This is a genomic window from Amycolatopsis sp. NPDC098790 (assembly GCF_044759945.1).
In the GTDB taxonomy this organism is placed as follows: domain Bacteria; phylum Actinomycetota; class Actinomycetes; order Mycobacteriales; family Pseudonocardiaceae; genus Amycolatopsis.
In genome coordinates this window covers 573,519-595,268 of sequence record NZ_JBIWAI010000005.1, presented here as the reverse complement: position 1 = coordinate 595,268, position 21,750 = coordinate 573,519, and the positions used below count along the sequence as shown (strand labels likewise).

General features: G+C 69.8%; 23 protein-coding genes. 12 read left to right on the top strand and 11 right to left on the bottom strand.

Annotated elements, in window-relative coordinates:
- Positions 1-3: 3 nt before the first annotated feature.
- The 3 genes from ACIQWX_RS36345 to ACIQWX_RS36335 all read left to right on the top strand — a co-directional run bounded on the left by ACIQWX_RS36345 (position 4) and on the right by ACIQWX_RS36335 (position 2,045).
- A complete protein-coding gene (locus tag ACIQWX_RS36345; RefSeq protein WP_400881085.1) occupies positions 4-198 on the top strand; it encodes a DUF3046 domain-containing protein in 195 nt (64 codons plus the stop codon).
- 240 nt (positions 199-438) lie between these two features.
- Complete coding sequence (gene recA / locus ACIQWX_RS36340) at positions 439-1,485, top strand: recombinase RecA (RefSeq protein ID WP_400881083.1); 1,047 nt, start codon at positions 439-441, stop codon at positions 1,483-1,485.
- Between the two features lie 14 nt (positions 1,486-1,499).
- Positions 1,500-2,045 carry a regulatory protein RecX gene (locus tag ACIQWX_RS36335; protein ID WP_372668673.1) on the top strand — a complete coding sequence of 182 codons (546 nt, stop codon included), beginning with the start codon at positions 1,500-1,502 and terminating at the stop codon, positions 2,043-2,045.
- A gap of 38 nt (positions 2,046-2,083) precedes the next feature.
- Here the strand turns inward: ACIQWX_RS36335 and ACIQWX_RS36330 are convergent, their stop codons facing one another.
- The 4 genes from ACIQWX_RS36330 to edd all read right to left on the bottom strand — a co-directional run bounded on the left by ACIQWX_RS36330 (position 2,084) and on the right by edd (position 8,166).
- Entirely contained in the window at positions 2,084-3,481 is a 1,398-nt protein-coding gene (locus ACIQWX_RS36330; protein ID WP_400881080.1) for an MFS transporter, read from the bottom strand.
- 18 nt (positions 3,482-3,499) lie between these two features.
- On the bottom strand, positions 3,500-5,470 hold the full coding sequence (locus ACIQWX_RS36325; protein WP_400881078.1) for a PEP/pyruvate-binding domain-containing protein: 1,971 nt from the start codon (positions 5,468-5,470) through the stop codon (positions 3,500-3,502).
- A 204-nt stretch (positions 5,471-5,674) separates the two neighbouring features.
- A complete protein-coding gene (gene eda / locus ACIQWX_RS36320) occupies positions 5,675-6,280 on the bottom strand; it encodes a bifunctional 4-hydroxy-2-oxoglutarate aldolase/2-dehydro-3-deoxy-phosphogluconate aldolase (protein ID WP_400881076.1) in 606 nt (201 codons plus the stop codon).
- Positions 6,277-8,166, bottom strand: a complete 1,890-nt coding sequence (edd, locus tag ACIQWX_RS36315) for a phosphogluconate dehydratase (RefSeq protein WP_400881074.1) — start codon at positions 8,164-8,166, stop codon at positions 6,277-6,279. The genes eda and edd overlap by 4 nt, the downstream gene beginning before the upstream one ends.
- 248 nt (positions 8,167-8,414) lie before the next feature.
- On the opposite strand from edd, the gene ACIQWX_RS36310 reads away from it, so the two are divergent.
- From ACIQWX_RS36310 to ACIQWX_RS36285, 6 genes are read left to right on the top strand one after another with little or no spacing between them, the layout of a single operon-like run.
- Complete coding sequence (locus ACIQWX_RS36310) at positions 8,415-8,702, top strand: hypothetical protein (protein WP_196425237.1); 288 nt, start codon at positions 8,415-8,417, stop codon at positions 8,700-8,702.
- Positions 8,699-9,523 (top strand): hypothetical protein, encoded by an 825-nt coding sequence (locus ACIQWX_RS36305; protein WP_400881072.1) that lies wholly within the window; start codon positions 8,699-8,701, stop codon positions 9,521-9,523. The genes ACIQWX_RS36310 and ACIQWX_RS36305 overlap by 4 nt, the downstream gene beginning before the upstream one ends.
- A 51-nt stretch (positions 9,524-9,574) precedes the next feature.
- On the top strand, positions 9,575-11,491 hold the full coding sequence (locus ACIQWX_RS36300; RefSeq protein ID WP_400881070.1) for a fumarate reductase/succinate dehydrogenase flavoprotein subunit: 1,917 nt from the start codon (positions 9,575-9,577) through the stop codon (positions 11,489-11,491).
- The gene (locus ACIQWX_RS36295) at positions 11,488-12,240 is read left to right on the top strand and encodes a succinate dehydrogenase/fumarate reductase iron-sulfur subunit (protein WP_400881068.1); all 753 of its coding nucleotides are present in this window, start codon (positions 11,488-11,490) and stop codon (positions 12,238-12,240) included. The genes ACIQWX_RS36300 and ACIQWX_RS36295 overlap by 4 nt, the downstream gene beginning before the upstream one ends.
- Positions 12,241-12,267: 27 nt before the next feature.
- Positions 12,268-12,792, top strand: coding sequence for a GNAT family N-acetyltransferase (locus ACIQWX_RS36290; RefSeq protein WP_400881066.1), 525 nt, complete (start codon positions 12,268-12,270; stop codon positions 12,790-12,792).
- Positions 12,789-13,937: an amidohydrolase family protein gene (locus tag ACIQWX_RS36285; protein WP_400881064.1), complete on the top strand. Its 1,149-nt coding sequence runs from the start codon at positions 12,789-12,791 to the stop codon at positions 13,935-13,937. Before ACIQWX_RS36290 ends, ACIQWX_RS36285 begins: the two co-directional genes overlap by 4 nt.
- Here the strand turns inward: ACIQWX_RS36285 and ACIQWX_RS36280 are convergent.
- Positions 13,888-14,070 carry a DUF397 domain-containing protein gene (locus tag ACIQWX_RS36280; protein ID WP_400881062.1) on the bottom strand — a complete coding sequence of 61 codons (183 nt, stop codon included), beginning with the start codon at positions 14,068-14,070 and terminating at the stop codon, positions 13,888-13,890. The two genes, ACIQWX_RS36285 and ACIQWX_RS36280, sit on opposite strands and share 50 nt — an antisense overlap.
- 3 nt (positions 14,071-14,073) lie before the next feature.
- Positions 14,074-14,925: a helix-turn-helix domain-containing protein gene (locus ACIQWX_RS36275; RefSeq protein ID WP_400881060.1), complete on the bottom strand. Its 852-nt coding sequence runs from the start codon at positions 14,923-14,925 to the stop codon at positions 14,074-14,076.
- A 170-nt stretch (positions 14,926-15,095) separates the two neighbouring features.
- Between ACIQWX_RS36275 and ACIQWX_RS36270 the strand changes: the two genes are divergently transcribed.
- Positions 15,096-16,031 (top strand): DUF4037 domain-containing protein, encoded by a 936-nt coding sequence (locus ACIQWX_RS36270; protein WP_400881058.1) that lies wholly within the window; start codon positions 15,096-15,098, stop codon positions 16,029-16,031.
- On the top strand, positions 16,024-16,713 hold the full coding sequence (locus tag ACIQWX_RS36265) for a YoaK family protein (RefSeq protein WP_400881056.1): 690 nt from the start codon (positions 16,024-16,026) through the stop codon (positions 16,711-16,713). The genes ACIQWX_RS36270 and ACIQWX_RS36265 overlap by 8 nt, the downstream gene beginning before the upstream one ends.
- Here ACIQWX_RS36265 and ACIQWX_RS36260 read toward each other — a convergent pair.
- The 5 genes from ACIQWX_RS36260 to ACIQWX_RS36240 form a co-directional block, all read right to left on the bottom strand.
- Positions 16,667-17,404 carry an SDR family NAD(P)-dependent oxidoreductase gene (locus ACIQWX_RS36260; protein WP_400881054.1) on the bottom strand — a complete coding sequence of 246 codons (738 nt, stop codon included), beginning with the start codon at positions 17,402-17,404 and terminating at the stop codon, positions 16,667-16,669. The genes ACIQWX_RS36265 and ACIQWX_RS36260 overlap by 47 nt on opposite strands.
- Before the next feature lie 94 nt (positions 17,405-17,498).
- The gene (locus ACIQWX_RS36255; protein WP_400881052.1) at positions 17,499-18,407 is read right to left on the bottom strand and encodes an amino acid ABC transporter permease; all 909 of its coding nucleotides are present in this window, start codon (positions 18,405-18,407) and stop codon (positions 17,499-17,501) included.
- Entirely contained in the window at positions 18,404-19,090 is a 687-nt protein-coding gene (locus ACIQWX_RS36250; RefSeq protein WP_400881050.1) for an amino acid ABC transporter permease, read from the bottom strand. The genes ACIQWX_RS36255 and ACIQWX_RS36250 overlap by 4 nt, the downstream gene beginning before the upstream one ends.
- Positions 19,091-19,166: 76 nt before the next feature.
- A complete protein-coding gene (locus ACIQWX_RS36245) occupies positions 19,167-20,018 on the bottom strand; it encodes a glutamate ABC transporter substrate-binding protein (protein ID WP_400881048.1) in 852 nt (283 codons plus the stop codon).
- A gap of 53 nt (positions 20,019-20,071) precedes the next feature.
- Positions 20,072-20,800 carry an amino acid ABC transporter ATP-binding protein gene (locus ACIQWX_RS36240; RefSeq protein ID WP_400881458.1) on the bottom strand — a complete coding sequence of 243 codons (729 nt, stop codon included), beginning with the start codon at positions 20,798-20,800 and terminating at the stop codon, positions 20,072-20,074.
- A gap of 274 nt (positions 20,801-21,074) precedes the next feature.
- Here ACIQWX_RS36240 and ACIQWX_RS36235 point away from each other — a divergent pair, with 274 nt between their 5' ends.
- Positions 21,075-21,749: a response regulator transcription factor gene (locus ACIQWX_RS36235; RefSeq protein WP_400881456.1), complete on the top strand. Its 675-nt coding sequence runs from the start codon at positions 21,075-21,077 to the stop codon at positions 21,747-21,749.
- Position 21,750 lies beyond the last annotated feature (1 nt).

Sequence of the window (21,750 nt, the reverse complement as noted above, 5' to 3'; positions counted from 1 at the left end):
CCGATGCGGATCACGGTTTTCCGGCGGCTGATGGCCGAGGAGTTCGGCCCCGGGCGCGCCCAGGTGCTGGCCAGGGACCACGTGCTCAGCGGGCTCGGCGGCCGCACCGTCGACCAGGCGCTGACCGCGGGAATCCCGGCCAAGGAGATCTGGCAAGAGGTCTGCGACGCCTTCGACGTTCCCCGCGAACGGCGCTGACCTGGGCGGATGCGCACGGGTCCCGATCCGGGCGGGCGAAAATCCTAGCGCAAGGGTGTGTCGCTGCCGACCTCGAACAGGTGTTCGTCTATGGTGTTGTCCACATCGGGTCCAGCGATCCACAGATTGGGCGCCGCGCCTGGAATTGTCGGTCCCCGCCGCTAGCGTCGGACCGGACAGCTGAAGAACCGACACAGAGCCCCCGGAGAGCCGGGGCTTCGACCAGCGAGGTGGACTTCCATGCCTGCAGCACCCGACAAGGACAAGGCGCTCGAGCTCGCGCTCGCGCAGATCGACAAGCAGTACGGCAAGGGCTCGGTGATGCGCCTCGGCGAGGACACCCGGCCGCCCATCGCCGTGATCCCCACCGGCTCGATCGCCCTCGACGTCGCGCTCGGCATCGGCGGGCTGCCCCGCGGCCGGGTCGTCGAGATCTACGGCCCGGAATCCTCCGGTAAGACGACGGTCGCCCTGCACGCGGTGGCGAACGCGCAGCGCGCCGGCGGCATCGCGGCGTTCATCGACGCGGAGCACGCGCTCGACCCGGAGTACGCGAAGAACCTCGGCGTCGACACCGACGCGCTGCTCGTGTCCCAGCCGGACACCGGTGAGCAGGCGCTCGAGATCGCGGACATGCTGATCCGCTCCGGCGCGCTCGACATCCTGGTCATCGACTCCGTGGCCGCGCTCGTGCCGCGCGCGGAAATCGAGGGCGAGATGGGTGACTCGCACGTCGGCCTCCAGGCCCGCCTGATGAGCCAGGCGCTGCGGAAGATCACCGGTGCGCTGTCCAACTCGGGCACCACGGCGATCTTCATCAACCAGCTCCGCGAGAAGGTCGGCGTCATGTTCGGCTCCCCGGAGACCACGACCGGTGGTAAGGCGCTGAAGTTCTACGCGTCGGTCCGCCTGGACGTGCGCCGCATCGAGACGATGAAGGACGCCGGCGAGGCGGTCGGCAACCGGACCCGCGTCAAGGTCGTCAAGAACAAGGTGGCCCCGCCCTTCAAGCAGGCCGAGTTCGACATCCTGTACGGCCAGGGCATCTCCCGCGAGGGTTCGCTCATCGACATGGGTGTCGACCAGTCCATCGTGCGCAAGTCCGGTGCCTGGTACACCTACGAAGGCGACCAGCTCGGCCAGGGCAAGGAGAACGCGCGCCGGTTCCTGCGCGACAACCCGGACATCGCCAACGAGATCGAGAAGCGGATCAAGGAGAAGCTCGGCATCGGCCCGCAGCTCGACGCGGAAGCCGTCGAGGCCGTCCCGGCGCCGGTCGACTTCTGAGAGAGGGCGAGGGATTGGCGAGGGCGCCCAAGGTTCCGCCGGCCGAGCTTCCTCCCGAGGAGCGGTACAAGAAGGCCAAGGAGATCTGCTTCGACCTCCTGGCCGCTCGTCCGCGCACTCAGGAAGAGCTCCGGCAGGCGTTGCACCGCAAGGGTTTCGACGAGGAGACCAGCGAAACCCTGCTCGGCAAGCTCGACCGGGCGGGGCTGGTCAACGACGAGGAGTTCGCCCAGCTGTGGGTGAAGTCCCGGCACGCGAACCAGGGGCTGTCCCGCACCGCACTGGTGGCCGAACTGCGACGCAAGGGCGTCGACGGTGAGGTCGCCGCGCAGGCGGCGGGGGAGGTCGACCGCGAGTCCGAGGAGCAGATGGCCAGGGAACTGGTCCGCAAGCGCCTCGGGTCCCTCGGCAACGTCGACGAGCAGACGGCGTTGCGGCGGCTGCTCGGCTTCCTCGCCCGCAAGGGGTATCCACAGGGGCTGGCCTACACCGTGATCAGGGAGGAACTCCGCGAGTACGGCGCGGAGTCCACCCTGCTCGACGACGCCGTCATCGACTGACCCGCGGGCTTCGTGGGCGAGGGGGAGTGCCAGGCGGGTCAGTTGCCGGCCTGGCCCACCTCACGCGACTGGAGTTGCGAGCCGCGGAACAGGCGTTCCGCAGCCGCCGAGCCGCCGGGCGCGACGGAATCGGTAGGCCGAGGGCCGGCTGGTAGGAAGCGGGGCGTCACCGTCTCGCGGGCGGGTGCCTGATCGCCGAGGCGGGCGACCGGCACCCGGCGGTCCGAGCGGTGCTTGCGGACCGCCAACAACAGCACGGCAAGCAACCCCATCACCACGCACGTGACCACCGCCGACAGCACCAGGAACTCGTCGAGCTGCCCGGCCGCCAGGTACGCGCCCAAGGCCACCGCCACCAGGGCGCACACCGCTCGGTCCACAATGGACTCCATCGACAGCAGCGTCGCGCGGTAACGGGAGTCCGGGATCGAGTCGTTCAGCAGCTGCTTCTGCACCGGGAACGAAATCCCCGTCGCCACCGCGAAGACGCACAACAACACCACCGTCGGGAAGGAGCCCACGAACACGACCGCACCGAGACAGAGCGCCATCACGATCGTCAGCGTGAACACCGAACCCACCGGGCCGATCGCGCGGCGGAGGCGGTGCGGGCGGGCCGCGCCCAATGCCTCGAAGACCGTCATGGCGGCCAGCACCGCGCCGTACCAGTTCACCGACAGCGTCTTCGACTCCAGGATCGGCTGGAACAGGTTCACCTGACAAATGCGGACCAGCGTGAACATCGCGATGCCCTGCACCATCAGCAACGCCAGCCACCGCGACGACCGCAACGCCGACAGCGCGCCGCCGACACCCGCGAGCAGCGACGCCGTCTTGCCCGTCACCCGGCGGCCGCCGGGGATCGGCGGGAGCTTCAGCGCGAACGCCAGCGCCACGCCGGCGTTGAGCGCCGTCAACCAGTACGGGGAAGGGAGGTTCCACGCCATCAGCAGGCCGATCACCGGCCAGTACACGATCTTGCCGACCAGGCTGTACGCGCGGCCGACGCCTTCCACGCGCAGGTAGTGCTCACCCGCACCGGAAGCGTGGAGGTACTCGTACAGGTACGCGCTCTGCGCGCCGGACACCAGTGACCGCGCCAAGGCGATCAGGATGAAGTGCAGCAGGAACCCGGTGTACGAGCCGAGGAACACCGGTACCAGGTTCGCCGCCACGAGCACGCCGGCGCCGGCCGCCAGGGACGTGCGGTAGTCGAACCGGTCCGCGATCATCCCGGTCGGGATCTCCAGCAGGCAGAACACGACGTAGTAGATGCTCTGGATGCCGAAGATCTCGCCGTCGGACAGGCCGGCGAGCTTCTGGTACTGGTAGAAGATCGGCACCCACAACAGCAGTCCGAAGAAGAACTGGAACCCGTAGGTCAGCCGGACGGTGCGCCGGACGGCGGGGTTCGCGGGCAGGCGAAGGCCCAGCATGACGGTTTCTCCCGGAACTCAGGCGGAATACGGACGCAGCTGCACGAGGTGGAGGTGCTCGCCGTCGGCGAGCCACTCGACGTCCACCGGCGAATCGAACGTGTAGTCGGGCGAGAAGTGCCCCTGCAGCAGGCGGCCGGCGATCGCCAGCCGCTGCAGCTGGTCGTGCGCCCGCGAGTCCAGGTCCGCCGGTGCGTCGCCGAGCGACACCGTGCGGCCGCCGCCCTCGACCGTCGAGTACAGGTACTGCATGGGCAGCGTCGACCCCTCGACGACGTCGGTCACGCGCGGCGACACGTTGACGTACACCGTGCGGAAGTCCGCGCGGTTCATCGGGTTCGTCGTCACGAGCACGCCGCCGAAGTCGGCCGCGACCTGCTCCTGGATCACCACGCCCATGTAGCACTCGTCGAGGGAGATGCCGGCCTGGTGCCGCAGCCGGACGCTGCGCACCGACACCAGCGACGCCCACACCTCCTTGACGCTGGAGAAGATCCGCTCGGCCGTGGTCACGTGGTTGAGCGACTCGTAGATCCCGGCCGCCGAGAACCCGGCCAGGTCTTCGGCGTTCGACGAGCTGCGCACGACGAACGTCCGCACCCCGGCCAGCTGCGACACCAGCGCGGAGTCGATCTCCCCGGCGAGCGCGCCCGGCATCCGCGCCGCCCGGATCAGGCCCTGCAGCTCGACGCACAGCGGCTCGATCTCGCGGGCGTCCAGCTCCAGTGCCATCTTCAGCTTGCCGATGGCCTGCTGGATCCGCGGCGACGACTCGAGGAACCGCCGCTGCAGCGAGAACGGCAGCGCGATCCCGCGAGGCACGCGGACGCGCTCGTCCAGGAGCCGGTGCGCGGCCGCGGCGAGGTCGGAACCCGAAGCGGGGACGTCCAGCAGCCGCGCCAGGTACGGCAGCAGGTTCTCCCGCGGCGGGCGCGGCACCTGGTAGAAGCCGAGCAGCCGCTGCGAGCCGTGCGCCAGCACGTGGTGCAGCTCGCCGAGGTTGGCCGCCTTCGTCCCGTACCGGTGGCGGTCGGTCGCGCGCAGCCGGTTCAGGTTCACGATCGGGCCGGCCCCGGCCTCCGGTTCCTCCAGCGTGACGCGCTGGGCGTACCACTTCGGCGGCGCGGCCGTGGCCGGCTCGGCGACCTCCCGCAGCGAAAGCCCCTGATCGTCCACTGTGTACTCGACCCACTTGCCGTCGAGCCCGCGGCGCTGGACGTCGGCCAGAGCGCCGACCTGGACGGCGTTCGGGATCTGCCAGCCGGTGGCCAGGACGTTGGTGTGCGACAACGGTGTCGTGTGGCGGGCGTTGACGATGCCCGACAGTCGCGGGATGTCGTCGGGCACGCGGTCCATCACGACGATGTCCGACCACTCCAGCGTCGCCGCGCGGTACTCCGCCTCGGTGCGGAACGCGCGCAGCCGGCCCGTCGCCGTGCCCGGGTTCAGCGGGACGAACGGCGCCGTCGAGAACAGCTCGTGTGCGAACACCCGCGGCAGCTCGCCCGGTGGGATCTCGCGGACGAGCCGTTCCTGCAGCTGGTTGGCCGGTTTGAACACCAGCGGCAGCGCCGGGTCGACGTACCGCGCGACGAACGCGTGGAACTCGCGGATCAGCGCGACCGGCATCGTGTCGACCTCGACCGTCTCCAGCGAAAGCAGCTGCGGGTGGCGAGCGAGAACGCCGAGCAGGAACCGGCGGTCCGGAGCGTGGTAGAAGTCCTGGTTGTAGGAGTCGATCTCCGCGCGCACCCGTTCTTCGGTGACGCCCAGGATCTCTTCCCCGATATAGATCGCGTGAAAGGAATGGCGGGCGTCGTTCAGGAAGTGGATCACCGCGTTTTCGCGGTCGACCACGACCTTGACGAACGAATAGCCGCCGAGGGTGCCGCCCAGCTGGTGGAGGGCGGACAGCGAAAGGCGTTCGCCGACGAGTGCGGCGACGTTCTCGGGGGCAGGACTGGGGGCGACCACATCGGTCAGGGACACCGGATCTCCTCGCTCGAAACAGCGAGGGGGAACGATAACAGGCCGGTAAATCACCCACCGGGACCGCAATTGCTCCATTCAGCGGGATTCATGACCGCCGCCACACCCGCTCGGAGCACCGTTCCAGAAAGCTGGAACGGTGCTCCCGCGATGCGGACGTGAATTCCGCCGTTCGGGCGCGGCGACGACGCGGGGTGATCTCCGCTACAGCTGCGCGGCCTCGGCGGCCAGCTTCTCGATCGCGGCGGGGTCGAGCGAGGCCGTCAGCCACGAACCGCCGATGCAGCCGACGTTCGGCAGCGCCAGGTACGAAGGCGCCGAAGCGACCGTGATCCCGCCCGTCGGGCAGAACTTCAACGACGGCAACGGGCCCGCGATCGACTTCAGGTACGCGACCCCGCCGGAGGCCTCGGCCGGGAAGAACTTCAACGCCGTGAGGCCGCGCTCGGCCAGCCGCATCGCCTCGGACACGGTGCTCGCGCCGGGCAGGAACGGCAGCCCGGTCTCGAAGCACGCGTCCACGACCGCGTCGGTGCAGCCCGGCGTCACGAGGAACTTCGCTCCCGCGTCCGCCGCCTGCTTCGCGTGGTCGGCCGCGGTGACCGTGCCGGCGCCGATGACGATCTCCGGCACCTCGGTCGCGACGCGCTCGATCGCCGACAACGCCGCCGGGGTGCGCAGAGTCAGCTCGATGACCCCGATCCCGCCGGCGAGCAGGGCCCGGGCCGTGGGGACCGCGTCGTCGGCGTCGTCGATCACCACGACGGGCATCACGGGGGACAGCTCGAGCAGGTCCTGACCGGTGGTCACTGACCGACCTCCTGGGTTGTGAAAGCGGGCATTCCGAAGTGTTCCGGCGTCAAGCCGCCGAACACGGAAGCGCCCTGGTCAGCGGGGCCGACCGCCCGGCGCAACGCGGCGAACAGCTCTCGGCCGGTGCCGGTCCAGGATGCTTCGGACGGCGGGGAGTCCACAAGCTCACGGCGGGCGAGTTCTTCGTCACCGACGAGCACGTCGAGGCTGCCCGTGGCCGCGTCGAGCCGGACGACGTCGCCGTCCGCGATGCGCGCGATCGGGCCGCCCGCCGCGGCTTCCGGCGTCACCTGGATGGCCGCCGGGATCTTGCCCGACGCCCCCGACATCCGGCCGTCGGTGAGCAACGCCACGGCGTGCCCGCGGTCCATCAGCACGCCGAGCGCCGGCGTCAGGCCGTGCAGCTCCGGCATGCCGTTGGCCCGCGGTCCCTGCTGCCGGACCACCACGACGACGTCGCGGTCCAGCTCGCCGGCCTCGAACGCGGCCTTGAACGCCTCCTGGGTGGTGAACACCCGCGCCGGCGCCTGGACGACCCGGTGCTCCGGCGCCACCGCCGACACCTTGACCACCCCGCGGCCGAGGTTGCCCTCGACCATCCGCAGCCCGCCGTCCGCGGCGAAGGGCCGCCACACCGGGCGCAGCACGTCCTCGTCGAGGCTGCGGGTGGGGACGTCGCGCCAGACCAGCTCGCCGTCGGACAGGATCGGCTCGGCCCGGTAGCGGTGCAGCCCGAACCCGGCCACCGTGTGCACGTCCTCGTGCAGCAGCCCCGCGTCGAGCAGCGCGCCGACCAGGAACTGGATGCCGCCGGCGGCGTGGAAGTGGTTGATGTCGGCGCTGCCGTTCGGGTAGACCCGCGCCAGCAGCGGCACGACGGCCGAGAGGTCCGAGAAGTCGTCCCAGGTCAGCTGGATGCCCGCGGCTGCGGCGATCGCGACCAGGTGCATCGTGTGGTTGGTCGAGCCGCCCGTGGCGAGCAGCGCGACGACGCCGTTGACGAACGCCTTCTCGTCGAGGATCCGCGCGACCGGCGTGTACTCCTCGCCGCGCGAAAGGGCGACGATCCGGCGTCCGGCTTCTTCGGTCAGCGCCTGACGCAGCGACGAACCCGGCTGGACGAAGCTGGCGCCGGGCAGGTGCAGGCCCATCACCTCGACGACCATCTGGTTGGAGTTGGCGGTGCCGTAGAAGGTGCAGGTGCCGGCCGAGTGGTACGACGCCGCTTCGGCGTCCAGAAGGTCTTCGCGGGTCGCGAGACCCTCGGCGTACAGCTGCCGGACGCGCGCCTTCTCCTTGTTCGGCAGCCCGGAGTTCATCGGCCCGGCCGGGATCAGGATCGCGGGCAGGTGCCCGAACGACAGCGCGCCGATCAGCAGGCCGGGCACGATCTTGTCGCAGACGCCCAGCAGCAGGCCTGCGTCGAACATGTCGTGGGAGAGCGCGATCGCCGTCGACATCGCGATGACTTCGCGGCTGAACAGGGACAGCTCCATGCCCGCGCGGCCCTGGGTGATGCCGTCGCACATCGCGGGCACGCCGCCGGCGAACTGGGCGACACCGCCCGCGGACCGCACGGACTTCTTCAGCCACGCCGGGTACTCCTGCATCGGCTGGTGCGCCGACAGCATGTCGTTGTAAGACGAGACGATCGCGACGCCGGGGGCGCGCGCGGCCCGCAGGGCTTCCTTGTCGACGCCGTCCATGGCGGCGAAGCCGTGGGCGAGGTTGCTGCAGGCGAGACCGCGGCGGACCGGGCCTTCTTCGTGGGCCGCGGCCACGCGGTCGAGGTAGGCCGCGCGGGTCGCGGCACTGCGGGCGGCGACGCGCTCGGTGACGTCGGCGACGACTCGGTGCAGCTTCGTGGTGGGGGTCGGGCTCATGTCCGGCTCCGGATCACTGGTGTGGGGTGGTCCGCGGGACGGCAGCGCTGGCGCCTCTGGGTCGTGACACTGGCCACAGTACCTCGCGAAAACGCCGAATCAAAATCGATTCAGAAGATCGACCCGCGTGACCCCGATCACCCCCAGAACCGTTAGTGTGCTAGTTGTCACACTGCACGACGCACGGTAAAGCCGTAGGGGCGAGTGATCGCCCGGCTCCGCCGGCCCCACCACACCCGGGAGGATTGATGTCCACCTCCGAGATCGCCGAGCTGCGGCGAACCATCGGCCAGCTCAGGCAGTGCGTCGGCGCACTGCGCTCTCGTTACGGCGACGCGTCGGCGGTCCGCCGGCTCGCGAACGACGTGGAGCGCCTCGACATCGACACCGCGGACCTCGACGGCACGCCCCTGGCGGTGCCCGCCCAGGCGAAAGCGGCCGAACGCGTCCCCGTACCGGACACCCCCTACGACCCGGCGCTCTGGCACGGCGCCGATGACGAAGGCGTCGGCGGCTACAAGCGCGACCAGCGGTGAGCGCTCCGGCTGACAACGGCGTCGGCACCGGCGTCCGGGCCCCCAAGCGGGCCCGGATCGCCGAGCGCACCCTCCGCACGGACCGGTGGTGGCTCCAGCCGCTGCTGACCGTGCTCGGGCTGTCGGCGTTCATCATCTACGCGACGGTCCGGTCGTTCGTGCGCACCGCGTACTGGGTGCCCGACTACCACTACCTGACGCCGTTCTACTCACCTTGCCTCTCGACGTCCTGCGTCGAGGGCTCGAGCCACTTCGGCCACTGGTTCGGCGACCTGCCCGGCTGGATCCCGCTCGGCTTCGTCGTGCTGCCGTTCCTGCTCGGGTTCCGCCTGACCTGCTACTACTACCGCAAGGCCTACTACCGGGCAGTGTGGTTCTCCCCGCCCGCCTGCGCCGTCGCGGAACCGCACGCGAAGTACACCGGCGAGACGCGGCTGCCGCTCATCATCCAGAACGTCCACCGCTACTTCTTCTACGTCGCGCTGATCGTCTCGCTGGTCAACACCTACGACGCGATCACGGCGTTCCACGGGAAGACCGGCGGCTTCGGGTTCGGGCTGGGCAACATCATCCTGCTCGGCAACGTGGTCCTGCTGTGGGCGTACACGCTTTCCTGCCACTCGTGCCGGCACGTGACCGGCGGCAGGCTGAAGCACTTCTCCAAGCACCCGGTGCGCTACTGGATCTGGACCAAGGTCTCGAAGCTCAACACCCGGCACATGGCGCTGGCCTGGACGACGCTCGGCACGCTGGTGCTGACCGACTTCTACGTCATGCTCGTCGCCAGCGGCGCGATCTCGGACCTGAGATTCGTCAACTAGCGCACCCCCTCCCCAACAGCGACGTCCCCAGTTCCGAGGTGGAATTTCTCTATGACCGAGGTCGAACGCCACAGCTACGACGTGGTGGTGATCGGGGCCGGCGGCGCCGGTCTGCGCGCGGTGATCGAGGCGCGCGAACGCGGTTTCCGCGTCGCCGTCGTGTGCAAGTCCCTGTTCGGCAAGGCGCACACGGTGATGGCCGAGGGCGGGTGCGCGGCGTCGATGGGCAACGCGAACTCGAACGACAACTGGCAGGTCCACTTCCGCGACACCATGCGCGGCGGCAAGTTCCTCAACAACTGGCGGATGGCCGAGCTGCACGCCAAGGAGGCGCCGGACCGCGTCTGGGAACTGGAGACCTACGGCGCGCTGTTCGACCGCACCGCCGACGGCCGGATCAGCCAGCGCAACTTCGGCGGGCACACGTACCCGCGGCTGGCGCACGTCGGTGACCGCACCGGCCTCGAGCTGATCCGCACGATGCAGCAGAAGATCGTTTCGCTGCAGCAGGAGGACTTCGCCGAGACCGGCGACTACGAGGCCAAGATCAAGGTCTTCGCCGAGTGCACGGTCACCGAGCTGCTCACGACCGAGGGCCGCATCGCCGGCGCGTTCGGGTACTGGCGCGAAAGCGGCCGGTTCATCCTGTTCGAGGCACCCGCGGTCGTGCTCGCCACCGGCGGCATCGGCAAGTCGTTCAAGGTGACGTCGAACTCGTGGGAGTACACCGGCGACGGCCACGCGCTGGCCCTGCGCGCGGGCGCGAAGCTGATCAACATGGAGTTCGTCCAGTTCCACCCGACCGGGATGGTCTGGCCGCCGAGCGTCAAGGGCATCCTCGTCACCGAGGGCGTGCGCGGTGACGGCGGCGTGCTCAAGAACTCCGACGGCAAGCGGTTCATGTTCGAGTACGTGCCCGAGGTGTTCAAGGGCCAGTACGCGGAAAGCGAAGAGGAAGCCGACCGCTGGTACGCCGACGCGGACAACAACCGGCGCACGCCGGACCTGCTGCCCCGCGACGAGGTGGCCCGCGCGATCAACTCCGAGGTCAAGGAGGGGCGCGGCTCCCCGCACGGCGGCGTCTTCCTCGACATCGCGAGCCGGTTGCCGACCGAGGAAATCAAGAAGCGGCTGCCGTCGATGTACCACCAGTTCAAGGAGCTGGCGGACGTCGACATCACGGCGGAGCCGATGGAGGTCGGCCCGACCTGCCACTACGTCATGGGCGGCATCGAGGTCGACCCGGACACGGCGGCGGCGAGCGTGCCGGGCCTGTTCGCGGCCGGCGAGTGCTCGGGCGGCATGCACGGGTCCAACCGGCTCGGCGGCAACTCGCTGTCGGACCTGCTGGTGTTCGGCCGGCGCGCGGGCCTCGGCGCGGCCGAGTACGTGTCCGGTCTCGAGGGCAAGCCCGCCGTCTCCGAGTCCGATGTGGACGCCGCGGCGAAGATGGCGCTCGCGCCGTTCGACCCGCCCGCGGGTGCGTCGGCCGAGAACCCGTACACCCTGCACACCGAGCTGCAGCAGTCGATGAACGACCTGGTCGGCATCATCCGCAAGGCGGGCGAGATCGAGCAGGCGCTGGTGAAGCTGGCCGAGCTGCGCCAGCGGATCCTGCACGTCACGGTGGAGGGACACCGGCAGTTCAACCCCGGCTGGCACCTCGCGATCGACCTGCGCAACATGCTGATGGTCAGCGAGTGCGTCGCGAAGGCCGCGCTGACGCGGACCGAGAGCCGCGGTGGGCACACCCGGGACGACTTCCCGGGCATGGACGCCGAGTGGCGCCACAAGCTGCTGGTGTGCTCGGCGTCGGACGGCGAGAACCCGGTCGTCCCGGACATCGGCGTCGAGGTCGAGGAGCAGGTGCCGCTGCGGCAGGACCTGCTGGAGCTGTTCGAATTCGGCGAACTCGGGAAGTACTACACCGACGGCGAGCTCGAAGCGCACCCCGGGAGCAAGGAATGACCTACAAGGCGAGTTTCCGCGTCTGGCGCGGCGACGACACGGGCGGCGAGCTGCAGGACTTCACGGTGGAGGTGAACGAGGGCGAGGTCGTCCTCGACATCATCCACCGGCTGCAGGCCACCCAGGCGTCGGACCTCGCGGTGCGCTGGAACTGCAAGGCGGGCAAGTGCGGCTCGTGCTCGGCGGAGATCAACGGCAAGCCGCGCCTGCTGTGCATGACGCGGATGTCGACGTTCACCGAGGAAGAGGTGATCACGGTGACGCCGATGCGGACGTTCCCGGTGATCCGCGACCTCGTCACCGACGTGTCGTTCAACTACACGAAGGCGCGGGAGATCCCGTCGTTCACGCCGCCCGCGGACCTGAAGCCCGGTGAGTACCGGATGCAGCAGGTGGACGTCGAGCGGTCGCAGGAGTTCCGGAAGTGCATCGAGTGCTTCCTGTGCCAGAACACCTGCCACGTCGTGCGCGACCACGAGGAGAACAAGGAGTCCTTCGCCGGGCCGCGGTACCTGATGCGCATCGCCGAGCTGGAGATGCACCCGCTGGACGTCGCGGACCGCCGCGACGCGGCGCAGGACGAGCACGGCCTCGGGTACTGCAACATCACGAAGTGCTGCAGCGAGGTGTGCCCGGAGGGCATCCACATCACGGACAACGCGTTGATCCCGATGAAGGAGCGCGTCGCGGACCGCAAGTACGACCCGATCGTCTGGCTGGGCAACAAGCTCTTCCGCCGGGAGAAGTGAACCGCCGCCACCTGGCAAGGTGGAGGCATGCAGATCGAGGTTTTGCCGCCGTCGGCGGACCGCGCCGTGATCGAGCGGATCACGGCGCTGGTCAACCACGTCTACGCCGAGTCCGAAAAGGGGCTCTGGCTGGGGAATGCCGACCGGACCTCCGCTGACGAGGTGGCCGGGCTCGTGCGGGCCGGGGAGATCGCCGTTGCCTTCGTCGATGGTGATCTCGCCGGGTCCGTGCGGGTCCAGCGGCTCGATGCGGCCACCGGTGAATTCGGCATGCTCGCGGCCGATCCCGCGCGGCGGGGCCTCGGCATCGGGCGTGAGCTGGTGGCGTTCGCCGAACGGGCGAGCCGGGACGCGGGCTGCCGGGAGATGCAGCTCGAACTGCTGGTGCCGCGGTCGTGGACGCACCCGGCCAAGCAGTTCCTCGCCGAGTGGTACGACCGGCTCGGCTACCGCGTGACCCACCGCGCCGACCTCGCCGTGGACTATCCGCACCTCGCACCGTCGCTCGCCACGCCGTGCGATTTCCTCGTCTACCGCAAGGCACTCGCGTGACGGTGCTTGCCGGGGCGCGCGTGTTCGATCCCGAGACCGGTGAGACGACTCGCGCGGACGTCCGGCTCGATGGTGCGCGGATCGCCGAAGTCGGGCTCGGTCTCGACGGCCCGGCCGTCGACTGCGCCGGCGGGCTGCTGATTCCCGGGCTCATCGATTGCCACGTGCACGTCGCTTTCCGGCGGCCCGAGTCGTTGCCGCGCAGCGCCCGGGTTCTCGAGGCCGTGCCGGTGCTGCGGGGGTTGCTGGCCCGGGGGATCACGACCGTGCGGGACGCGTGGGGCGCCGACGCCGGGTTCAAGCACGCGCTGGCGCAAGGGTGGATCGACGGGCCGGACCTGCTGGTCAGCCTGCGTCAGCTGGGGCCGACCGGCGGGCTCGGCGACGTCTGGGATCCGGCTTCGGGCGCCGTCGACAACTACGGTGACCCGTCGCTGCCGGACCCGGTGTTCGACGGGCCGGACGCCGCCCGCGCGGCCGTCCGCCGGATGGTGCGCGCGGGCGCCGACTGGATCAAGGTCGGCGCCGGCGGCTCCATGCGGGCGGTCCGCGCGGGCGTGGACGTGCGCCCGGCCGACGACGAGCTCGCCGCGGTGGTCGACGAGGCCCGCCGCTGCGGTCGCGACGTCCTGGCGCACGCGCACACCTCGCTGGCCGTGGTGTCGGCGGCCCGCGCGGGCGCGCGCAGCATCGAGCACGGCACGTTCCTCGACGACGCGGCCGTTTCCGCGTTGGCGGACGCCTGGTACGTGCCGACGCTCTCGCCGATGAGCGACACCGAGTTCGCCGAGACGCACCGACGGTCGCTGCGCCTCGCGGTGGAGGCGGGCGTCCGGATCGCCGCGGGTTCGGACCTGGCGCCGCGTCCCCATGTCGACTTGACGACCGAGCTGAGGTTGCTGGCCGCGGTACTGGGCGACGCGGCGGCCTTGAGGGCAGCGACGTCCGAAGCGGCGCGGTTGCTCCGGCTCGACGACGACCGGGGCCGGATCGAGCCGGGGCTGCGGGCGGACCTCGTGTGGCTCGACGGCACGGACTTGGACGTGGCGGATCTGCCCGGCCGCATCCGTGCCGTCTGGCACGACGGGGAACGGGTCAGCGAAGTGAACCGAGCAGCTCGGACCACGCCCGGTGGGGGAAGGTGAGGTGCCCGGCGTCCGGGGCTTTGGAGTCCCGGACCGCGGTGACGGTCTGGTCGAGTGCGATCTCCACGCAGGTCTGGTGTTCCTGGCCTTCGCTGTAGCTGCTCTTGAACCAGGTGCGGCTGCTGGGCGTCATGGATCACTCCCTCATGCGTTCGTACTCGTCCGCGAACCGGACGAGCCACTCCCTCGATTGTCCCTCGGGAAGCGCCGCCTGTTCCAGCCGTGTGACCAGGATGTAGAACGCTTCGACGGCGACCCGGTCGTCCACGAACAGGCCCGCTGTATAGGTCTCTTCGTAGACCACCGGCGGATGCTCGGGGAACTCCATGACGGTGAACGTCGTGGTGAGCACCCGGAACGTCGGGTCCGACTCCGGAACCACGCGGATGACGCAGTGCGGCAGATTCGTGGTGAGGACGAGGTTCTGCAGTTGCTCGTGCATGAGATCCGGGCCGCCCACGACCGAGCGCAGTGCCCGCTCGTGCACGAAGAACGTGCAGCGCGGCGGATCTCGGCGTTGGAGCAGCTGCTGCCGATCCACGCGTGCCCGCGTCAGCACACCCAGCCGTTCGGTCGTGTAACGACCGGTCAGTTCGAAACAGGTGCGGACGTACTCCTCCGTCTGCAGCATCCCGGGGATGGCGGCCGGGCTGTAGTAGACGACCGTGTCCGCGAGGTTTTCCTGGATGATCAGGGATTTCATCGGGTCGACGAGCTTGTCGAAGTACGGCCGTACCCAGTACAGGTCGCCTGGAGGTTTCGTCAGTTCGAGGAGCCTCGCGCGCTCGGCGGTCCTGGTGCCGCAGTGGGCGAGGTAGATCGCCGCGTCGATCGGCGAGATGCGGCGGCCGTTCTCCCACGCCGACACCTTGGATGCCGACCAGTCGGCGCGACGGGCCACTTCTCGCAGCGTCATCTCCTTCAGTTCACGTTGTGCCTTCAGTTCCACGGCCATTTCACGCGTGCGCACCGTGCTCTTTTCGGTCATGCCCGCACGCTAGAGGCGACCCCCGACAAAACGGCCCATGCCGCGCAGGGATTCACCGCAAGGAGGTCAGTGTTCCGCCTGTGTGACAACGGATTCCGCTTGCGAAGCACCGCGAAGCAGCTTCGCATAGTGAAGCGCGCTTCGCAGGTTAGTAAGCCACACTGGCATTCATGACGTTCCTTTCCGGAATCGAACTGAGCCGCCGGTTCTACGCCGAAGCCGTCGCGCCCGTGGTCGACGGGCCGCACACCGCCGCGCTGGTCGGGCCCGGGTCCGAGGTCCTCGGCTTCGACACCGTGCGCTCCACCGATCACGACTGGACCGCTCGCGTCTTCCTCTTCCTCCCGGAGGTCCGGGACGTCCCGACCCCGGGCACCTTCCGGGGCCATCCGACGAAACTGGAAGTCGCGACGCTTGACGAGTGGGTCCGCGGCTTCCTCGGCTTCGACCCGCGCCACGCCGGCCGCCGCGACTGGCTCGCCACGCCGACCCAGGTCTTCGCCGAGTTCACCGGCGGTGCCGTCCACCACGACGACCTCGGCTTAGAGGCGCTCCGGCAGCGCGTCGCCTGGTACCCCGATGACGTCTGGCGGTACGTCCTCGCCTGCCAGTGGCAGCGCATCGGCCAGGAGGACGCGTTCGTCGGCCGGTGCGGGGAGGCCGGGGACGAACTGGGTTCGGCCGTCGTCGCGGGGCGGCTCGTGCGGGACCTCATGCGGTTGTGCCTGCTCATGGCCCGCCGGTACCCGCCCTACAGCAAATGGCTCGGGAGCGCCTTCGCGCGGCTGCCCGCGGCCACGGCGTTGACCCCGCACCTCACCGGCGCCCTCGCGGCGACGGGCTGGCGGGAGCGCGAACGGCACCTCGTCGCCGCCTACGAGAACGTCGCCGGGCTGCACAACGCGCTCGGCCTCACCGAGCCGGTCGAACCTCGCGTGAGCTGCTTCCACGACCGCCCGTTCCAGGTGATCCACGCCGAACGGTTCGTCCGCTCCCTCGTCGGCGATACCCCGCTGATCGGCGCGATCGACCAGTTCGTCGACAGCACCGACGCGCTCGGGCACCGCGCGCTGACCCGTGCGGTGGTTGACTGCGCCCATGGCTGAACCGAAACCGCGCGACCTGGCCGCGCTGCTGCTGACGCTCACCGTCGTCACCGGGGTCGTCGACGCCGTCAGCTTCCTCGGGCTGGGCCGGGTGTTCGTGGCCAACATGACCGGCAACGTCGTGTTCCTCGGGTTCGCCGCGGCGGGGGAGGCGACGCTGTCGGTGCTCGCGTCGCTGACCGCGGTGCTCGCCTTCCTCGCGGGCGCGCTCGCGGGCGGGCGGCTGGCTCGCCGCGACGACGACCACGACGCCCTCCGGCAGGCGACCGCGGTGCAGGCCGCGCTGGTCGCGGTGGCCGTCGTGCTGTCCGCGACCCTCGGCGCCGGGACGCGGGTCGGCGCCGAGCTGCTGATCGTCGTGCTGGGTGTGGCGATGGGACTGCAGAACGCGGCCGTCCGCCGGATCGGTGCGCCCGATCTGACCACGACCGTCTTGACCATGACGTTGACCGGGTTCGCGGCGGACTCCAAGGCGGCCGGCGGCGAAGGGTCGCACCCGCTGCGGAAGGTGGCGGCCGTGGGCGCGATGCTCGTGGGCGCGTTGGCCGGGGGACTGCTGCAGCTGCACGTCGCGATGTGGACGGCGCTGACGCTGGCCCTGGTGCTCATCCTCGGCGTGCTGGCGGTGCTGCACGTCACCCGAGGGCGCGACCGCCGTCCACCAGCAGCCGCTGGCCCGTGACGAAGCCCGCCTCCTCCGACGCGAAGAAGCTCACCGCCGCCGCCACGTCCTCCGGCGTTCCCAGCCGGCCCGCCGGGACCGACGCCCGGTATTCCTCGCGCTCCGCCGAGGGGACCTCCGCGTGGCGCTCCACCGGGACGAACCCCGGGGCCACCGTGTTGACCGTGATGCCGTCCGGGGCCAGTTCGCGCGCCCACGCGCGGGTCAGGCCGATCTGGGCGCTCTTCGCCGTCGCGTACGCCGAGCGGCCGGGTGGCGGGCGGTCCGCTACCTCCGAGTCGATGTGGACGATCCGGCCGTGGCCGCGGGCCCGCATCCCCGGCAGCACCGCGTGCCCGAGGAGCACCGGGGACCGCACGAAGAAGTCGAGCTGCGCCAGGTGGTCCGGCCAGTCCACCCGTGACACCGGGGCCTCCGGCTGCGGGCCGGTCGCGTTCAGCACCAGCACGGTGATCGGCCCCAGCAGCGCCGTGACGCCGTCGACGAGCTCGCCCACCTGACGGCGATCCGTCACGTCCGCGGCGAACGCCGCCGCCTTGCCGCCCTCCGCGAGGATGCCCTCGGCCGCCGACTTGAGGTCGGTGTCGTCGTGGTGGCCGTTGACCGCGACGGCGAGCCCGTCACGCGCGAGCCTGCGCGCGATCACCCGGCCGAGCCCGCGGGAGCTGCCGGTCACCAGTGCGACACCCATGCGCCCGACGCTAGGGGAGACCCCCGGGTAGGACAACCCGGGCACGAAAAAGCGGGTGGGTGCGAACCGCGCACCCACCCGCTTCCGGTGAAACTCAGGCCGAGCTGTTGCCCGTGTTGAAGTCGGTCGCCGCGGTCACCGCAGCCGGGGCGGCTTCCAGCGGCTTCGCACCCCGGGGCGCCTTCTTCCGCCGCGACAGCCGGCGCTCCAGCCACGAGGCGAACCACGACAGGAGCAGATTCAGCACGATGAAGATGATCGCGATGACGATCAGCGTCGGGATCGTGTTGTTGAAGTTGCCGGTGATCGGCCCGGACGCGCGGATCAGCTCGTCGTAGCCGATGGTCAGCTGACCGGCGAGCGCGGTGTCCTTCAGGATGACCACCAGCTGGCTCACCAGGGCCGGCAGCATCAGCGTGACGGCCTGCGGGAGCAGGACGTTCACCATCGTCTGGGTCTTGCGCAGGCCCAGCGCCGACGCGGCCTCGGTCTGTCCCTTCGGGAGCGACAGGATGCCGGCGCGGAACACCTCCGCCATCACCGAGCCGTTGTAGAGCACCAGGCCCGTGACGGCGGCGAACAGCGGGCGGGTGTCCGCCTCGATCGGGGTGTAGTACGCGTACAGCGCGGCCCCGAACACCATCAGCAGCAGCACCGGGATGGCCCGGAAGAACTCGACCACGGCGCCGACCGGGATCCGCACCCACTTGTGCTGGGACAGCCGGCCGATGCCCAGCAGGGCGCCGATCGGCAGCGCGATCACGATGGACAGCGCGGCCGCTTCCAGGGTCTTCAGCAGGCCGGGCAGCAGGAACTGCGTCCAGGTCGACCCTTCGATGAACGGCTTCCAGAGCGCACCCGCCCACTGGCCCTTCTCGTCGAAGCCGGTGTAGACGAACCACGCCACCAGCAGCAGCACCAGCAGGAACAGGACCGTGTAGATCCAGTTGCGGGCCTTGGCCTTCGGGCCCGGGGCGTCGTAGAGGACGGACTGCGTGCTCATCGCTTGACCTCGGCTTTCTTGGCGACCCAGCCGAGCAGCAGGCCGAGTGGCAGGACCAGCGCGACGAACACCAGGGCGAACAGGATGAAGACCAGGAACAGCGAGTCGGACTCGTTCTCCACCATCGTCGACATCAGCAGCGACGCCTCGGCGACGCCGATCACCGACGCCACGGTGGTGTTCTTCAGCAGCGCGATCAGGACGTTCGCCAGCGGCGCGATCACCGAGCGGAACGCCTGCGGCAACACGATCAGCGTGAGCACCTGCAGGAAGTTGAGCCCCAGTGCCCGCGCCGCCTCCGCCTGGCCGACCGGGACGGTGTTGATGCCCGAGCGCAGCGACTCGCACACGAACGTCGCCGTGTAGACGACGAAGCCCAGCACGGCCAGCCGGAACGCGTTGTCGGCCAGCGAGGTGGGCGAGTCGGCGGCGGCCAGGTTGATGCCCAGCGTCGACGAGAGCCCCAGCGAGGTGAAGATGATGATCACCGTCAGCGGGGTGTTGCGGAAGATGTTGACGTACGCCGTCGCGAAGCCGCGCATGATCGGCACGGGACTGACCCGCATCGCGACGAGGACCGTCCCCCAGACGAGCGCCCCGATCGCCGAGAAGAACGTCAGCTGGATCGTGGTCCAGAACGCCTCGACGAGGTTGTAGTCAGGGTTGTCGAGAAAATCGAACACGGTTGTCCAACCTGGCCTCGGTATGGGAACGGTGCGCCGCTTTCACGGCGCACCGTTCGTCTTCACAAACCGGATATCAGGGAGCGATCGCCGGGGCGGCCGGGATCTTGTAGCCCGACGGGCCGACGTTGGTCTGCAGCGACTTCTCCCAGGAGCCGTCCTGCTCCATCGCCTGGATGGCCTTGTTGATCGCGGCCTTGCCGTCCGCGTCGTCCTTCTTCAGGCCGACGCCGTAGTTCTCGTCCGTGAAGCCCTTGCCGACCAGCTTGAGCTTGCCGGGCTGCTGCGCGGCGTAGCCGGCGAGGATGACGTCGTCGGTGGTCATCGCGTCGACGGTGCCGTTGAGGAGCGCGGTCACGCAGTCGGTGTACTTGCCGACCTCCTGCAGCTGCACCTCCTTGGCGTACTTCGTCTTCACGTTCTGCGCCGGGGTCGAGCCCTTGACCGAGCAGAGCTTCTTGTTGCCGGTCAGCGACTCGGGGCCGGTGATGTCGGTGTTGTCCTGGCGGACCAGCAGGTCCTGGTGGGCGATGAAGTACGGGCCGCCGAAGGAGACGTCGTTCTTGCGCTTGTCGGTGATCGAGTAGGTGGCGACGATGAAGTCGACCTCACCCTTCTTGATCAGGTCCTCGCGCTGCGCCGACTGCGCTTCCTTCCAGGTGATCCCCGACTCTTCGACGCCGAGCTGCTTCGCGATGTACTTCGCGACGTCGACGTCGAAGCCGGCGTAGGTGCCGTCCGGCTTCTTCAGGCCGAGGCCCGGCTGGTCGAACTTGATGCCGATGACCAGCTTCTTGTTGTCCTTGGCCCGCTGGACCAGGTTCTTGTCGCCGCTCGCGCCGCTGCCGGACCCGCCGCCGCAGGCCGTCAGGGCCAGCCCGGCGGCCATCACGACCGCGCCGACCTGCAGAACTCGGTTCAACCGCATCGTCTCTGGTGTTCCTTCCGAATCTCGTCCGGCCGCACGGCCGGGGAAAGTGCTCAGTGGGTCAGGATCTTGCCGAGGAAGTCCTTCGCGCGCTCGCTCTTGGGCGCGGTGAAGAACTCTTCCGGCGTGGTGTCCTCGACGATCTCGCCGTCGGCCATGAAGATCACCCGATCGGCTGCCCGGCGGGCGAAGCCCATCTCGTGCGTGACGACCAGCATCGTCATGCCGTCCTTGGCCAGGCCGGTCATGACGTCGAGGACCTCCTGGACCATCTCCGGGTCCAGCGCCGAGGTCGGCTCGTCGAAGAGCATGACCTTGGGCCGCATCGCCAGCGCCCGCGCGATCGCCACGCGCTGCTGCTGACCACCGGACAGCTGCGCCGGGTACTTGTCGGCCTGGTTGGCGATGCCGACGCGCTCCAGCAGTTCCATCGCCGTCTTGCGCGCGTCTTCCTTCGAGGCCTTGCGGACCTTCGTCGGCGCCAGCATCACGTTTTCGAGGATGGTCTTGTGCGCGAACAGGTTGAACGACTGGAACACCATGCCGACGTCGGCGCGCAGGGCCGCGAGGGCCTTGCCTTCGGCGGGCAGCGGGACGCCGTCGACGGCGATCTCGCCCGAGTTGATCGGCTCGAGCCGGTTGATCGCCCGGCACAGGGTCGACTTGCCCGACCCCGACGGACCCAGCACCACGACGACCTGGCCGCGAGGCACCTCGAGCGTGATCTCCCTGAGCACGTGCAGGTCGCCGAAGTACTTGTTCACGGCGGACGCCTTGATCATCGGCGCCGCCACCTCCGCGGTCATCTGGCCTCCAGGGTCGTTCGATTGCGGCGTAGGTCACCCGCGATGGCGAGAACCTACCGTTGCTTTACCGGCTGGCAAGCCGAGTTGAGCAATACTTAGGGTTTCAACTGCGTATCGATGTCCATTTTGGGGGTATCGGCGTCAGCGTAACCCACAGTCACCGTGCGGGTGGCTCGTGCGCGGTCGGCCGGGACGTCCTAGAGTTCGGCGCTACCGGCCGGTGGAGCGGGTCACCATGGGAGGCGGACGGGTGCGGGTGCTGCTGGTGGAGGACGACGACCGGGTCGCGGGCGCGCTCATCCCGGCGCTGACCCGCCGCGGCCTGGCGATCGCCCGGCTGGCCACTGGCGCCGGCGTGCTCGACCGCGTCCACGAGGTCGACGTCATCTTGCTGGACCTCGGCCTCCCGGACATCGACGGCGTCACCCTCTGCACCCAGATCCGCGCGGTCAGCGACGTCGCGATCATCGTCGTGTCGGCCCGCGGCGAGGTCGACGACCGGATCCGGGGCCTGCGCGCGGGCGCCGACGACTACCTCGTCAAGCCCTACGACGTCGAGGAGCTGCTCGCCCGCGTCGAAGCCGTGCGCCGCCGCCGTCCGGAGCACACGGTCACCGAGCCGGTGGTCATCGAGGTGGGGGACGTCAGCGTCGACCTCGCCCGGCACGAGGTGCTGGTCGACGGGCGCGCGATCGCGTTGTCCCGCAAGGAGTTCCAGGTGCTCGCGCTGGTCGCCGGCGCGCGCGGGGCGGTGTGCTCGCGCGAGCACGTGCTCACCGAGGTGTGGGGCCACCGGGGCGCGGCGGAGAGCCGGTCGCTGGACGTCCACGTCGCGACGCTGCGGACGAAACTGGGCCGCCCGGCGCTGATCGAGACGGTCCGCGGGGTCGGCTACCGGCTCGGCGGCGCGGCCACCCGGAGCTGAC